Origin of the sequence: Hohaiivirga grylli (assembly GCF_039655745.1) — a bacterium.
GTDB classification, from domain to species: domain Bacteria; phylum Pseudomonadota; class Alphaproteobacteria; order Rhizobiales; family Beijerinckiaceae; genus Hohaiivirga; species Hohaiivirga grylli.
Genome location: NZ_JBBYXI010000003.1, coordinates 505,682 through 518,866, shown reverse-complemented (window position 1 = coordinate 518,866; position 13,185 = coordinate 505,682). Strand labels below are relative to the sequence as shown.

The 13,185-nt window shown below is 47.2% G+C and carries 16 protein-coding genes and 1 tRNA gene; 10 read left to right on the top strand and 7 right to left on the bottom strand.

Features of this window, described 5'->3' with window-relative positions:
* Positions 1-114: 114 nt before the first annotated feature.
* Positions 115-372 carry a zinc-finger domain-containing protein gene (locus WJT86_RS10570; RefSeq protein ID WP_346337527.1) on the top strand — a complete coding sequence of 86 codons (258 nt, stop codon included), beginning with the start codon at positions 115-117 and terminating at the stop codon, positions 370-372.
* 1 nt (position 373) lies between these two features.
* On the top strand, positions 374-1,552 hold the full coding sequence (locus WJT86_RS10565) for an FAD-dependent oxidoreductase (protein ID WP_346337526.1): 1,179 nt from the start codon (positions 374-376) through the stop codon (positions 1,550-1,552).
* A gap of 10 nt (positions 1,553-1,562) precedes the next feature.
* Here WJT86_RS10565 and WJT86_RS10560 read toward each other — a convergent pair whose 3' ends face one another.
* Both WJT86_RS10560 and WJT86_RS10555 read right to left on the bottom strand, forming a co-directional pair.
* Complete coding sequence (locus WJT86_RS10560; protein WP_346337525.1) at positions 1,563-1,928, bottom strand: hypothetical protein; 366 nt, start codon at positions 1,926-1,928, stop codon at positions 1,563-1,565.
* Positions 1,929-1,955: 27 nt separating this feature from the next.
* Complete coding sequence (locus WJT86_RS10555; RefSeq protein WP_346337524.1) at positions 1,956-2,408, bottom strand: MarR family winged helix-turn-helix transcriptional regulator; 453 nt, start codon at positions 2,406-2,408, stop codon at positions 1,956-1,958.
* 310 nt (positions 2,409-2,718) lie between these two features.
* Here WJT86_RS10555 and WJT86_RS10550 point away from each other — a divergent pair, with 310 nt between their 5' ends.
* Complete coding sequence (locus tag WJT86_RS10550; RefSeq protein WP_346337523.1) at positions 2,719-2,934, top strand: hypothetical protein; 216 nt, start codon at positions 2,719-2,721, stop codon at positions 2,932-2,934.
* 87 nt (positions 2,935-3,021) lie between these two features.
* Here the strand turns inward: WJT86_RS10550 and WJT86_RS10545 are convergent, their stop codons facing one another.
* Complete coding sequence (locus WJT86_RS10545) at positions 3,022-3,795, bottom strand: IclR family transcriptional regulator (RefSeq protein WP_346337522.1); 774 nt, start codon at positions 3,793-3,795, stop codon at positions 3,022-3,024.
* Positions 3,796-4,297: 502 nt separating this feature from the next.
* Here WJT86_RS10545 and WJT86_RS10540 point away from each other — a divergent pair.
* From WJT86_RS10540 to WJT86_RS10530, 3 genes are all read left to right on the top strand, one after another.
* A tRNA-Leu gene (locus tag WJT86_RS10540) sits at positions 4,298-4,383 on the top strand.
* A 33-nt stretch (positions 4,384-4,416) separates the two neighbouring features.
* A complete protein-coding gene (locus tag WJT86_RS10535) occupies positions 4,417-5,238 on the top strand; it encodes a pyridoxal phosphatase (RefSeq protein ID WP_346337520.1) in 822 nt (273 codons plus the stop codon).
* Between the two features lie 69 nt (positions 5,239-5,307).
* Positions 5,308-5,877, top strand: coding sequence for an AAA family ATPase (locus tag WJT86_RS10530; protein WP_346337519.1), 570 nt, complete (start codon positions 5,308-5,310; stop codon positions 5,875-5,877).
* Here the strand turns inward: WJT86_RS10530 and WJT86_RS10525 are convergent.
* Genes WJT86_RS10525 through WJT86_RS10515 form a run of 3 tightly spaced genes read right to left on the bottom strand, consistent with a single transcriptional unit; the run spans position 5,860 to position 8,733 of the window.
* Positions 5,860-7,458: an AMP-binding protein gene (locus WJT86_RS10525; protein WP_346337518.1), complete on the bottom strand. Its 1,599-nt coding sequence runs from the start codon at positions 7,456-7,458 to the stop codon at positions 5,860-5,862. The genes WJT86_RS10530 and WJT86_RS10525 overlap by 18 nt on opposite strands.
* Positions 7,439-7,945: a xanthine phosphoribosyltransferase gene (gpt, locus tag WJT86_RS10520; RefSeq protein ID WP_346337517.1), complete on the bottom strand. Its 507-nt coding sequence runs from the start codon at positions 7,943-7,945 to the stop codon at positions 7,439-7,441. Before gpt ends, WJT86_RS10525 begins: the two co-directional genes overlap by 20 nt.
* A gap of 44 nt (positions 7,946-7,989) precedes the next feature.
* Positions 7,990-8,733, bottom strand: a complete 744-nt coding sequence (locus WJT86_RS10515; protein ID WP_346337516.1) for a competence/damage-inducible protein A — start codon at positions 8,731-8,733, stop codon at positions 7,990-7,992.
* A gap of 132 nt (positions 8,734-8,865) precedes the next feature.
* On the opposite strand from WJT86_RS10515, the gene sfsA reads away from it, so the two are divergent.
* Positions 8,866-9,579: a DNA/RNA nuclease SfsA gene (gene sfsA, locus WJT86_RS10510; RefSeq protein WP_346337515.1), complete on the top strand. Its 714-nt coding sequence runs from the start codon at positions 8,866-8,868 to the stop codon at positions 9,577-9,579.
* Positions 9,580-9,584: 5 nt separating this feature from the next.
* Here the strand turns inward: sfsA and WJT86_RS10505 are convergent, their stop codons facing one another.
* Positions 9,585-10,415 carry an FkbM family methyltransferase gene (locus WJT86_RS10505; RefSeq protein WP_346337514.1) on the bottom strand — a complete coding sequence of 277 codons (831 nt, stop codon included), beginning with the start codon at positions 10,413-10,415 and terminating at the stop codon, positions 9,585-9,587.
* Between the two features lie 293 nt (positions 10,416-10,708).
* Between WJT86_RS10505 and map the strand changes: the two genes are divergently transcribed.
* The 3 genes from map to WJT86_RS10490 all read left to right on the top strand — a co-directional run bounded on the left by map (position 10,709) and on the right by WJT86_RS10490 (position 13,183).
* Positions 10,709-11,527: a type I methionyl aminopeptidase gene (gene map / locus WJT86_RS10500; protein ID WP_407066946.1), complete on the top strand. Its 819-nt coding sequence runs from the start codon at positions 10,709-10,711 to the stop codon at positions 11,525-11,527.
* 79 nt (positions 11,528-11,606) lie between these two features.
* Complete coding sequence (gene radC / locus WJT86_RS10495) at positions 11,607-12,299, top strand: RadC family protein (protein ID WP_346337512.1); 693 nt, start codon at positions 11,607-11,609, stop codon at positions 12,297-12,299.
* A 56-nt stretch (positions 12,300-12,355) separates the two neighbouring features.
* On the top strand, positions 12,356-13,183 hold the full coding sequence (locus WJT86_RS10490) for a site-2 protease family protein (RefSeq protein WP_346337511.1): 828 nt from the start codon (positions 12,356-12,358) through the stop codon (positions 13,181-13,183).
* Positions 13,184-13,185: the final 2 nt, after the last annotated feature.

Sequence of the window (13,185 nt, the reverse complement as noted above, 5' to 3'; positions counted from 1 at the left end):
TAATCCAAGAAAAATAGCTTTACATCAATTCGGACACTAGGCGCGAGCCGTCAAGTTGATTATGTTGCGCCCAAACAGATAGATATCCTTTTGGACAAGTTATCGAGGTATTCAATGGCCCATAACGGTATTCCCCACTTCCAGAATGAACGTGGCATCCCATCAATTCAGGTTGGTGACAAGGAGTTTATGTGCATTGGCGCCAAGCCACCACTGGATCATCCTCATATCTTTCTTGATATGGGTGCAGAAAACGAAATCGTTTGCCCCTACTGCTCAACCCTCTTCAAGTATAACCCATCCTTGAAACACGGCGCAGCAGACCCGGCTGACTGTCTTTATACAGAAATCGATTCGACAGCAGCAGCCTGACGTGTCCCATCATATAGCCATTATTGGTGCCGGTATTGGTGGCTTGACTTCTGCTCTGGCCCTCGCCAATGCCGGACACCGCATTACGCTTATTGAGCGCAGCACTGGCTTTAGCGAGGTCGGAGCCGGCTTGCAGTTATCTCCAAATGCAAGTCGCATCCTTATTGCCTTAGGACTGGGGCCAGCCCTGCAACGTGCAGCCTCAGACCCGACACGTGTTGTTATCCGCTCAATGAAATCGGGTAACCGTATCGGCGAGATTGCTCTGCGTGATCATATGCAGAGCACCTATCAGGCACCTTACTGGGTTATTCATCGCGCTGACCTCCAGACCATCCTGCTTGATGCCGTCCGCTCCCGCCCCAACATTCAGCTACTGGTTGGCAGAACAGTTACAAACGCAACCCAGGACAACACTGGTGTTAGCGTTGCCATAACCACAGCAGGCGGCGCCTTGGAAAATCTACAGGCAGATATGCTGATTGGAGCTGATGGCGTTCGCTCAACCATCCGTAAAGTCATCGGCGATACACGCTCTCCTGTTTATCAGGGCTATATCGCCTGGCGCACAACAATTGACAGCCAGCTTGCGCCTGCATCGCTGCCACGTGATGAAACCGGATTGTGGCTTGGCACTCATGGGCATGTTGTCCATTACCCGATTAAAAACGGCAGCCTGACCAATATTGTGGCCATTCAAAGAAGCAAAGAGCCCGTTGAAGGCTGGACGGCCCCCGGCAAGTTATCTGATCTTTTAGTAAGTTACGGAACAATTGCCCCAGAACTGAAACAGCTCCTCTCCAGTCAAAATGACTGGCTCCTGTGGTCCTTAGCCTATGTAACAGCCCAGAAGATGTTCCAAGGGCGCATCGCACTTCTGGGCGATGCCGTGCATCCAGTACTGCCATTTCTGGCACAAGGCGCTGCTCTGGCTATTGAAGACGCGGCCTGCATTGTTCAGGAACTGGCTGCCTCCCCCGACAATATCACGCAGGCTCTCGCAAGCTACCACGCCAAGCGTATTGATCGGGCCCGCAAGGTACAGGACAATTCAAAGCGCAATGGTAAAATCTATCATGCTCCGGCCCTGATTGCCGTGCCGCGCAACATGGTCATCAGCCGCTCCGGCCCAACAGGCATGGTCAAGCGTTACGACTGGCTATACGGCTATAAAGGCTAAAAAGGGCCGCTTACATGCGGCCCATACATTTCAAGAACAGCTCACCCTGCTGGCGAACTTCGGCAAATTTTGCCTGAAGCTGCGGGTCAGATGCGACTTTATCTTCGGTATCTGCCTGTTTGTCTTTTCTCAGGGAGCGATATTCCTGCTCAGACTGCTCATATGAAGTTCTAAAAGAAACACAATGTGTTGCAGCTATTATTTGATTCAATTCTGCAATCTTTTTGTCTTTTTCAGCCATCACTTCCTTCGTCTGGAGATAGACGTAGTAATCTTTAAAGCTCCAGACAAAAATCGCAAAAATGATCAGGAGTATAAGATAGCGATATTCCTTTATTTTCAGGTTTTCTTTCTTATCCTGAATTTCATCGCTCATTCAAATCTCCCTACATGTCGAGGATAACTATTTTTTCAGTGACGCCTGCCACTTATTCACCAGTTCTATCAGTTTATCCAGACTAGCGTGTAAATTTTCCCACTCTTCATCAGAGAAAGAACCAAAAGTGATATTTTCCAGACCGCGTCCGATAATTTCTGCTTGCTGCCAGACCTTTTCACCATCCTCAGTCAGAAAAAGGCACTGAACACGACTGTCATGTGAACTGGTTTCACGCTTTATAAGCCCCTTCTTCTCAAGAACTGCAATATTCTTCGACAGAAGAGCCTTGTCGAGGACCATTTTCCCAACCAGATCGGTAGCTGTAATCTTCGGGTAATCATGGATAAACCGCAACAATCTGATTTCACGGAGGCTTAAGCCAATATCTTTCTTATAGATACGGTCTGCCGCCTTGATAGCCTGTGTCTGTATGAGTTCCAGTTTATAGGTCAGATAAGGACCACTTGTACTTTTCATTGTCGACCAGTCTTACTTAATGCTCTCGTTTATTTACGTAGGTATTTCGCTATAACCGAGAGGCAGTTAGCACCTTATTGAGGTGACAGAAATATATAGCTTCTTTTATTGTAAACTTTGCAAGAAAAACAATATGTAATTGCTGAAAAAACAGCTAAAACCTAAAGATCAAACAACTAAAATATCAATTATATAAATTTAATGAAACCCAGAGAGATTGAACACCAATCCCAGGATGGAATATTTTCCTAAATTTTACGGAACCAGTGGTTGAGTTATTTGTTTCCTATGAACCATTTGGGAGGTTCACTTGGAAGCACATTGGAAAGCCCCATCAGAAGCTCAAGAACATATCTGGTATATCGTTTACAGACCTCAGGCTGCGAGCCAGCTTGACTTTGCCTATTTTGAAGACGGTCACTTTTATCTGAAAAGCGGCGTTATTGTTGGGGCATCTGGTATTTCTGCCATTATGGAGACCCCATCTCTTCCAAGCGAAGAGCTGCTTAAATCCTTTGAGGCATAAATCAATATACAGATAACAAAGATAAACTGCAGAGCAGGTAGACGCGAAGGACCTACAATTCTTTTTACCCTTTTAATGACCGCACTTTTAAAACTGACGCAACAGAACATCGATCTGTTCAGCTGCTTCATTCAGGGCAGGTATGATCTCCTGAATACGCTCTTCAGTCATACGGCTTATAGTTGTTGCCAGTGTTACAGCTGCAATTGGCGTGCCAATCTCTCCTATAATTGGAACACCCACACCCTTCACTCCGGGAGCTGCACGGTTGGAGATTGCGGCATAACCAACTGCATTTGACTTAAGATAATATTCCCAGACTCTGTCTGTTGTCAGGTTTCCGAACATAACCAGTCTTGGTGTAATTGCCTTGAGAACTGCGGCAGCTTCTTGTTCCGACAAAGCACTGAGGATTGCCAGCCCCCCAGCACTCACGCCCAGAGGCTGACGGCTGCCAACCGGCACAACCGGTGTCTGTATATGGTAAGGGCCCTGTTCCCGCGCCAGACATATGGCATCATCACCACTGCGCAGAAACAGGAAGGACGTATCTCCGGTTTCATCAGCCAGCTTCTTCAGGACAGGTGTGCATATATCCGCGAGATTGAAATGATGCCCTGACGTGAGGCTTAGCTCAAATACGAGAGAACCAAGATGGTAGCGATGGGAAGTATCCTGTTTTACCAGACCTTCTGCGACGAGGGCCTGCAATAGTCTGTGAGCCGTAGGCTGACCGATCTCCATCCCCCGAACAAGATCTATCAGACGCGCTCCTTCGCCTGAAAAACGGGCAATGAATTTAAGAAGGCTAATCGCCTTATGGATTGTCTGAGCGCCAGATACAGAAGCTGTTTTTTCCATAATAGTCCAAATAGTGGAATAATATTAAAGCATTAACACATTATCTTTTATGATTTTATTATTTAATAGCGCTACGGTCAATGTACTTATAAATAAAAAAGTCCATATTATGGACTATTAATAAGTAGGACTTAATATTTGACCAATGCGAATGCTCTCAATTCATTTGAGAGGCCGGATAAATATTTTGCTCTGTTAGGAGAGAACATGGAACGTAAAAATATATCAACATCCAGAGATCGGGCAGTGCAATTCTGGCTGCCTTGCTGACAATGGCTTGAGCATCAAAAGGTAAAGAAGCCAAATAAATCTCTCGGATATTTCCAATAAGTCCGGAGATTGACAACACCGCCGGGGAGTACTTCTGAAAGTACTCCCCGGTAAATCTTTCCAGTAAATGACAGGTCGGGATTCCTGAAAAACCGACTGGAATGCCATACAAAAAAACTTTCAGAGATACTATTGATCAGGTCATTGTTTCCCTTTATGTCTAGCGACACTTGCGGACGTGGCGAAACAGGTAGACGCAAGGGACTTAAAATCCCTCGGGCATAGCTCATGCGGGTTCGACCCCCGCCGTCCGCACCAATCCGATTTTTATCGGTTACGCGACAGGTCGTTATGCATTTTCAAGCAATTGCCTTTGACCTTGACGGGACATTACTGGACTCCCAGCGGCAGATACGCCCATCCAGTATTGCAGCCATTCATGCTGCCCGCGCCAAGGGTATAGAAGTGCTGATAACGACCGGGCGTCATCATATGGTAACCCGCCCCTATCATCACCAGCTAAACCTAACAACGCCTGCTATTTGCTGTAACGGCGCTTACCTTTATGATTTTTTGACCCAGTCCACTCTTGCGGCCAACCCTGTCAGTATGGCACAGGCTGAACAATTCCTGTCTCTCGCAAATCAGCATAAAATTGTTGCACGTGTTCTCACTACTGATGCACTGAACTATGTTGAACCTGACAGAACATTACGGCTCTATATTGAATGGGGCCACCAACTGCCAGAAGAATTGAAGCCCGTATTTCGGCATTTTCCTGATTATGCCGATCTTCTCGCAGAAGAACCGCTGATTTACAGCTTTGTTGTCGTCAGCGACAACTATGAGCAACTCAAAGCTTTTGAACGCGATATTGTCAGTGAAATCGGCTTAAGCTGCGAATGGTTTGCGAAAGACGGCTTTGATATCGCCAATCATGGGAACAGCAAAGGCGCCCGCCTGCTGGAATGGGCCAAGAAACAAAACATTCCGGCCGAAAGCATCATCGCTTTTGGTGACAACCATAATGATACCAGCATGCTTGAAGTTGTTGGCCTTGGTGTAGCAATGGGTAACGCAGCTGAGTACACCAAAGATGTTGCCGATATTATTGCAAATGGAACCAACAACAGCGACGTAATCGCTGATATTATTGCAAAATACGCACTTTAATTCTTCTTCCCTGTTTATTCATGCAACGCGTAAAATATTCCTTTTCTCAATACCAGAGAGGAGCATTCGATGCTGTCGATCAACTCAAATAACCTTTTCATCCTGACCGGAGGCCCCGGATCAGGTAAGACAACACTGATTAACGCTTTAGAAAATAGAGGTTTCCAGATCTCTGAAGAAACAGGCCGCCGCATAATTAAAGAGCAGGTTGCCAATAATGGAACCGCTCTCCCCTGGGAGGACAAGGCTGCATTTGCAGGACAGATGCTCAAATATGAAATTGAGAATTACAAGCTGTTTGCATCCTCCCAAAGCCCAGTATTTTTTGATCGCGGGATTCTGGACGTTATTGGATATGCAGAACTTGAGGGCTTATCTGTCTCTCAGGACATGCAGAGTGCCGCGCAAAACCATCGCTATAACCAACTGGTATTCATACTGCCGCCATGGCAGGAAATTTACGAGAATGATGCAGAGCGCAAACAGAACTTTGAAATAGCGGAGGCGACCTATAAAGCCATGCTCTCAGTCTATACCCGATACGGATATAGACTACTTGAAATTCCACGTCGTCCGATTGAAGAGCGTGTGCGCTTTATTCTGGAGCATATCCAGAACACATCACAGCATTGCCCGTAAATTTTTCACCAGCTCAACTGTTGATGCGTAATCAATCTTACCAGAGCCAAGAACCGGTATCTGGGATACAAGAATTGATTTTGGTACCCAAAGCTCTGGAAAACCCTGCTCCTGAGCAAAAACTAACAGTTCATCCTTATCAGCAGTCTCTCGGCTTGTCACAAGGATTAGCTGCTCACCTTTACGGGAATCCGGCAGCGAAATCACGACATGATTATCGTCGGGCCATAACCGCTGAACGACTGATTCAACAGCTGCCAGAGACACCATTTCTCCGCCAATCTTGGCAAAACGCTTTGCGCGCCCGCGAATCGTGATGAAGCCATCGTCGATGGAAACAATATCACCTGTATCGTGCCAGCCATCTGGCGGTGTCACAAGCTTTCCTTCACTCTCGGTTGAAAGATAGCCTTGCATGATATTCGGACCACGAACATAAAGGCGTCCACCTTCCGAAAGTCCTTCAACCTGTTCAAGCCGTGCCTCTATGCCGGGCAACAGACGACCAACCGTTCCAAGCTTGAAAGCATCCGGCAAATTGACAGCCAGAATGGGTGAACATTCCGTAACCCCGTAACCTTCAAGCAAAACAGTGCCATGTTTTTCCCAAAGTTCCCGCGTTTCAGCCCGCACAGGTTCAGCACCCGCTACAATATAGCGAACTTTTGAGAGATTATCCCCCTCACCAGCCCGTGCGTAATGGCGCGCAAATGTATCTGTCGAGACAACAATTGTTGCGCCTGTGCCTGCAATAAGTTTTGGAATCTGCCTGAAATGTAAGGGTGTTGGATACAGCACAACCTTATAGCCGCTGATCAGCCACAGAATGGCACCAGCAGTAAGACCGAAACTATGGAACATCGGCAGTGGATTGAAGATCACATCATCCTGGGTCAGAACCGGACGGACACGCCCTTCAATCTGACGGGAATTTGCCAGAAGGTTGGCATTGCTTAAAACAACACCTTTCGGCTTTCCTTCTGAGCCTGACGTAAACAGAATGGCAGCTTTATCATCCGGCTTGACTGCATATCTGGCATGCACCTGTTTCGCAAACCAAGTGCCAAGCATACCCTTCAGCTTGTCAAATGTCGTAATTGTATCTCGGATATCTTCCAGATAAACGATACGTCGGCCGTCTTCTTCAAAAGCAGCCACGATATCATCAAGCTTTCCCTGCTCAATAAAACGTTTGGATGTCAGAATAACTTTGAGGCTTGCAACCTCACAGGCTGCCTGCAAATTACGTATCCCGGCTGTATAGTTCAGCATCGCTGGAACCCGGCCAAAAGCATTCAAACCAAACAGTACTGGCACCAGCCCCTGTGCATTAGGCAACATAACGCCGATATGTTCGCCTTTTTCACTCAGGTCAGCCAGCTTCCGTCCAAGAGCCAAAGAAGCGGTAATCAGCCGTCCATAGGTCATTGGGCGACGTTCATGATCTTCCAGAATGATACGCGAAGAACCATAAAGCTTTGCTGCATCAACCAAAGCAGCAAATAACGTTGACTGCATAAGCTTGATATCAAAAGATGTTGCAGGAAACGTCTTCAGAGCCTTATCCTTTCGAACCTTCATTAATCGGAGCCTGATAGGACATCCCCATATCCCAAGGGAATAAAATCCATGTATCCTGACTGACTTCCGTTACAAAGGTATCAACCAGCGGCCGGCCAGCCGGCTTAGCATACACGGTTGCAAAATGCGCTTCTGGCAGCATATCACGCACAATACGTGCCGTTTTGCCGGTGTCTGTCAGATCATCGATGACAAGAACACCTTTTCCTTTACCACCATTACTCTGTTTAACGGAATCGGAGATATCCTTGAGAACCTTGAGTTCGCCCTGATTTTTATAATCATGGTAGCTGGCAATGCAGATTGTATCGATCATCCGGATTTCAAGCTCACGGGCAATAACGGCCGCCGGAACCAGACCACCACGTGTAATACAGATAATTGCGTGGAATGGGCCTGCATCCGTCAGACGCCAGGCTAAAGCGCGAGCGTCACGGTGAAACTGATCCCATGAAACTGGAAACATTTTGGAGGGATGCGGCGTCATTCTTAGTTCCTTGAGAGAATTTCCGGAAAGTTCGTTTCCTACACTTAAAAGCCCTGCGCTTGAAGCTCTTTAAGCAAATCATGCACTGCCTTTACGGCTTCTTTTAATAATCGACCATCCCTTGAGCGCACAACAATCTGATTAGAAAAGCCCGTTTCTGTCAGATGCGGATAAGAACCGATGGACACATCTGGAAAAGCAGAAGCAATTTTTGCAAGCCCTACGCCATAATCCCCTTCCTTAATACCAGGAACCTCAATGATCTCAGATAACACCTTGACCCCGTTTTGAAGAAGCGGTGCAACATTGTCCAGCATTGCCTGCATGATTGCCGGCACCCCGGCCATGACAAAGACATTCCCAATATTAAAGCCCGGAGCATTAGACACCGGGTTTTCAATCAGTGAGGCACCAACAGGTATACGTGCCATCCGACGACGCGCCTCATTCAAGTCCCCCTGCTTGAACCGTACAAGCAGCATCTCGATAGCTCGTGGGTCTTCATGGATTTCAACATTGAAAGCTTTCGCAACACTATCGGCTGTAATGTCATCATGAGTTGGCCCGATACCACCCGTCGTGAAGACATAGGTATAACGATGCCTGAGCGCATTAAGCGCTTCAACAATTTCAACCTCGACATCAGGTACAATCCGGACCTCACAGAGGTCTATCCCCAGTGCCGTCAGATAATCGGCGACATAACCAATATTCTTATCTTTGGTACGGCCTGAGAGTATTTCATCACCAATCACAAGAATGGCTGCTGTTACTGCGTTCTGTGTCATAACCATACCTGAATTCTGTTTGCGTCATTCATATTTAGGTTCTTGAAAGGCTATTGGGAATTGCAAAATTATTCCAGACATGCATTTTCCGATAGTAATAACACTCTTATCTGAACATATAACTGGAAACTCATGAAATTCTCAGCTCCACTTATAGAAGGACGTCTTATCCAGCGTTACAAGCGTTTTCTTGCAGATGTCGAGCTTACTGACGGAACGGTCATTACAGCCCATTGTGCAAACCCCGGCTCTATGCTCGGGCTAAAGGAAGCCGGTTCCAGAGTTTTTCTGTCAAAGTCAGATAGCCCGTCCCGAAAACTCAAATATAGCTGGGAGCTGGTAGAAGCTGCACCGGATGGGGAAAACCTGCAACTCATCGGGATTAATTCATCACTGGCCAATCGCCTCGTTGCGGAAGCTCTGGCAGATAAAAGGCTTGAGCCTTTCAAGGCTTATGATGATATCAAGGCCGAAGTTAAATACGGTGAAGCCAGTCGTGTTGATTTTCTCTTGAGAAATACTGATGCCCCTCCATGCTATCTCGAGGTCAAGAACTGCCATATGATGCGTAAAAAGGGCTTAGCTGAGTTTCCTGACAGCGTTACCAAACGCGGAGCTCGTCACCTGCGAGAACTTGCCAATATGGTCGCACAAGGTGCTCATGCCGCGCTTGTCTACGTTATCCAGATGCAAGCAGACCAATTTGATGTCGCACGGGATATTGATCCGGAATATGATCACGCCTTCAAAGAAGCGCTTGCTGCAGGTGTCAAAAGCTATGCCTATACATGCGACATCAGCCCGGAAGGCATCTCAATTGCAAAGCCTGTACCTATTGTAGCTTAATAAGATCAGGCTTCCTGCAGTTCATAGATGAGGTTAAGACGCGTACGGGTAAGCAATTTATACCCTCTTTGCGTCAACAGCTCGGGAATATCAAACTGCCAGAGGGTACCACTGTCCTCGATGATGAGCAGTTTTGGGTAAAGACGACTTTCAGCATCTCTGAAAAATGGCCCAAGGATCAGATCTTCAGATCCTTCGGCATCTATTTTCATCGCATCAATACCAGTAAGCCCCTCACCTGCAATCAGGTTCATCAAAGGCATGGCTGGTACACGTATTGTTTCTGTCTGGCTTGAGCCAACAATTTTCAAACTCGATTCACCGCGGTTAAACGGATCAAGGAATAAAGTCAGTTCACCCGGCTTATCTGCGACGGCACAGGAAAAGGCTTTGATTGTTCCGAAAGGGTTCTGGGCAATATTATAAACCAGCCGGTCAAAGATTTCAGGCTGTGGTTCAATCGCAAGAATACGCGCTGCCCCGTCAGAACGCGCGGCAACGAAGAGCGAATAGGCCCCGATATTGGCTCCAACATCAATAAAACGGAACCCTTCAGTGATCCGCTCGGCCAGAATTCCCAGCTCCACAGAATCAAAATTCTGAGGTGCAAACAATATGCGCTTTTCGCAAACATTATTGTAGGGGAACAGGCGCATTTTAACGCCAAGCGTTTCAACATCCAGCGGCGCACCTTTCAGTGCACGTATCGCCAATGTTCTCAGAAAATACGAAAACCGTTGAGCCAACCATGTCTTCGGCAATCCACGTGTACAGTTAAGCACACGGCGCACAAAACCATGTGGCGCATAGGTACCGAAGGGTTGTGAATTATCCATATAGCCGTCCAGAACGCTTGTATTTTCTCAGCTTAACGATTTTCCGAACCATACCATGTAGATGCGGATATGCCTATATACACCCCCCTTATTATATTGCCAGCTGTCCGGTGCAAATTCTCATCTATTATCGTTCGCGTATTGCATAAAGTAATTTAGCATGCCAAATCATTCTAAAGCTTCGCTCTCCCCCCTTAAAAGAGCAGGTGCAAACAACTATGTAACAGACGATGGATCAGCAATGATCTCTCAGTGTTTCAGAAGGTCTGTATCGACCTTCACCGGATATAATGATGAACGACGATATAAATCTTGAACGCAGACGCTCGCCTGAACCACCAATTTATGGTCCTGAAGCTTTTGAAGGTATGAGACGCGCCGGACGGCTTGCAGCTGAAGCTCTTGACCTGATGGTCGAGCATACAAAGCCAGGCGTTAGTACGGCCTTTCTGGATAAGCTAGCCTATGAATTCGGGCGTGATAATGGAGCCTACCCTGCCCAGCTGAACTATCGCGGCTATCGGAATTCCATCTGCGCTTCAATCAATCACGTTGTCTGTCATGGTATTCCAAATGACAAGCCATTACGCGATGGAGATATTCTCAATATCGACGTCACCTACATTCTTGATGGCTGGTATGGTGATACAAGCCGTATGTACTACATCGGTGATGTTCCCCGTAAAGCCCAGAGACTGTGCGAGATTACCTATGAATCTCTGATGCGTGGTATTGCGGCTGTTAAACCTGGTGCAACCACGGTTGATATTGCCCGCGCAATCCAGACTTATGCTGAAGCCGAGCGTTGCTCGGTTGTCCGTGATTTCTGTGGCCATGGTCTTGGACGTGTCTTCCATGACGCCCCAACCATTCTCCACTACGTCGAGCCATCATATTCTGTCACCCTGCAGCCCGGTATGATGTTTACGATTGAGCCAATGCTCAATCTGGGGCGCCCACACGTTAAGGTTCTCTCTGATGGCTGGACAGCCGTCACACGGGACCGTTCCTTATCGGCTCAGTTTGAACACTCTCTGGCTGTTACAGAAACCGGCTATGAGATTTTCACTCTGTCACCCAAGGGGCTTGATAAGCCTCCTTATGGTGGTTAGTCGGAAGTACTAAGAAGCTTTTATTGCCTTGTAAGCTTGCATTTCTTACGATCGTTCCGATTGAATGATGCAAGGTGCAATGGCAGAAAGTAATCCTGACAAACCCCATTTTCACGGGCACAGACAGCGGCTCCGCACCCGCTTTATTGAAGCTGGGACAGACGCCCTCCCTGATTATGAGCTTCTGGAACTTATCCTGTGTCGCAGCAACCAGCGTCAGGATGTTAAACCTCTTGCCAAAGCACTTATTGCGAAATTCGGAAGTTTCGCTGAAGTTCTGGCTGCCCCTATTCCCCGCTTGTTAGAATGTAAGGGAATTGGAGAAACGATCGCGCTTGACCTGAAAATTATTCAGGCTGGGGCCCAGCGTTACATCAAAGGCGCCATCACGGAAAACCGTATTCTCTCATCAATCAACGATGTCATTGATCATTGTCGCTCGGCTATGGCTTTCTCAGATCGGGAGCAGACGCGCATCCTCTTCCTCGACAAACGCAATGGATTAGTTGCCGATGAAGTCATGCATACCGGAACAATTGATCACACTCCGCTTTACCCCAGAGAGGTTATCAAACGAACATTAGAACTCTCTGCAACAGCCTTGATATTAGCGCATAATCACCCATCAGGGGATCCAACCCCATCGGAGAGTGATATTCAAACCACACGGGAGATTGTTGCAATTGCCAACTCTCTGGGCATTACAGTTCATGATCATCTTATCATTGGACGATTTGGGCATTTTAGCATGCGTGAAAACGGCTGCTTTTGATCAGCATAACAGAGAAAATAATCCCCTCGTGATTGCACGTTTGCACCAGAGCCTGTATGTGCAAACCTGAAAAGGCGCATTTTGCCCAACTGGTAACAAACCCTATGCTTAGAAAAACATCCAGCCTCAGAACACGCCATCACATCAGCCCAAGCTTTATAGGACTGGTTGCGATTATGATAATCTCTGGTGTCATGATGTATAATGACATGGCACTTTCAGAAACAATCGGGCCATTTCTCTTTGTTGTCTCTGGATGGCTTATTGCCCTGTGCCTGCATGAATTCGGGCATGCTATTGTTGCCTATAAAGGCGGAGATAAAGCCGTAGCCGATACCGGCTATCTGACACTTGATCCCCTTTCCTATACACATCCTGTTTATAGCCTGCTTATGCCAACCCTCTTTATTATCATGGGTTTCATCGCATTACCCGGAGGCGCTGTTTATATCCGCCCCAGCAGATTAAGGAGCAGAGACTGGCAAAGTGCCGTATCAGTCGCCGGCCCTTTCATGACCTTGCTATGTCTTTGTCTTACAGCCGTACCTTTTTCGCTTGGTTTGCATAAAATGGGAGGAACAGGTCTCTTCTGGTGTTCATTGGCCCTTCTGGCCGGTTTTCTTGCAATATCGCTGATCTGGAACCTGTTACCAATTCCCGGGCTGGATGGCTGGGGAATTATCGAGCCTTACCTGAGTTATGAGTTGCAAGCCATCGGGCATAAATGGCGCCAGGCTGGTCCCACCTTATTGATCATCGCCGTTTTCCTTTTCAGGCCCCTTGGCCAGTTTGTAGCAAAAGGTATGATCGCCATCATTGAATTGATGGACATTCCATCCATATATTTCTTTGCAGGTTACCAGGCCTTCTCACTATTTAAGTGAGG

What these genes read in the sequence shown, in the direction of transcription:
- WJT86_RS10525 (WP_346337518.1), bottom strand. Translation starts at nt 7,458, where the DNA reads ATGAAGGTTCGAAAGGATAAGGCTCTGAAGACGTTTCCTGCAACATCT.
- gpt (WP_346337517.1), bottom strand. Translation starts at nt 7,945, where the DNA reads ATGACGCCGCATCCCTCCAAAATGTTTCCAGTTTCATGGGATCAGTTT.
- WJT86_RS10530 (WP_346337519.1), top strand. Translation starts at nt 5,308, where the DNA reads ATGCTGTCGATCAACTCAAATAACCTTTTCATCCTGACCGGAGGCCCC.
- WJT86_RS10505 (WP_346337514.1), bottom strand. Translation starts at nt 10,415, where the DNA reads ATGGATAATTCACAACCCTTCGGTACCTATGCGCCACATGGTTTTGTG.
- WJT86_RS10555 (WP_346337524.1), bottom strand. Translation starts at nt 2,408, where the DNA reads ATGAAAAGTACAAGTGGTCCTTATCTGACCTATAAACTGGAACTCATA.
- WJT86_RS10560 (WP_346337525.1), bottom strand. Translation starts at nt 1,928, where the DNA reads ATGAGCGATGAAATTCAGGATAAGAAAGAAAACCTGAAAATAAAGGAA.
- WJT86_RS10515 (WP_346337516.1), bottom strand. Translation starts at nt 8,733, where the DNA reads ATGACACAGAACGCAGTAACAGCAGCCATTCTTGTGATTGGTGATGAA.
- sfsA (WP_346337515.1), top strand. Translation starts at nt 8,866, where the DNA reads ATGAAATTCTCAGCTCCACTTATAGAAGGACGTCTTATCCAGCGTTAC.
- WJT86_RS10570 (WP_346337527.1), top strand. Translation starts at nt 115, where the DNA reads ATGGCCCATAACGGTATTCCCCACTTCCAGAATGAACGTGGCATCCCA.
- map (WP_407066946.1), top strand. Translation starts at nt 10,709, where the DNA reads ATGAACGACGATATAAATCTTGAACGCAGACGCTCGCCTGAACCACCA.
- WJT86_RS10535 (WP_346337520.1), top strand. Translation starts at nt 4,417, where the DNA reads ATGCATTTTCAAGCAATTGCCTTTGACCTTGACGGGACATTACTGGAC.
- radC (WP_346337512.1), top strand. Translation starts at nt 11,607, where the DNA reads ATGGCAGAAAGTAATCCTGACAAACCCCATTTTCACGGGCACAGACAG.
- WJT86_RS10545 (WP_346337522.1), bottom strand. Translation starts at nt 3,795, where the DNA reads ATGGAAAAAACAGCTTCTGTATCTGGCGCTCAGACAATCCATAAGGCG.
- WJT86_RS10490 (WP_346337511.1), top strand. Translation starts at nt 12,356, where the DNA reads ATGTGCAAACCTGAAAAGGCGCATTTTGCCCAACTGGTAACAAACCCT.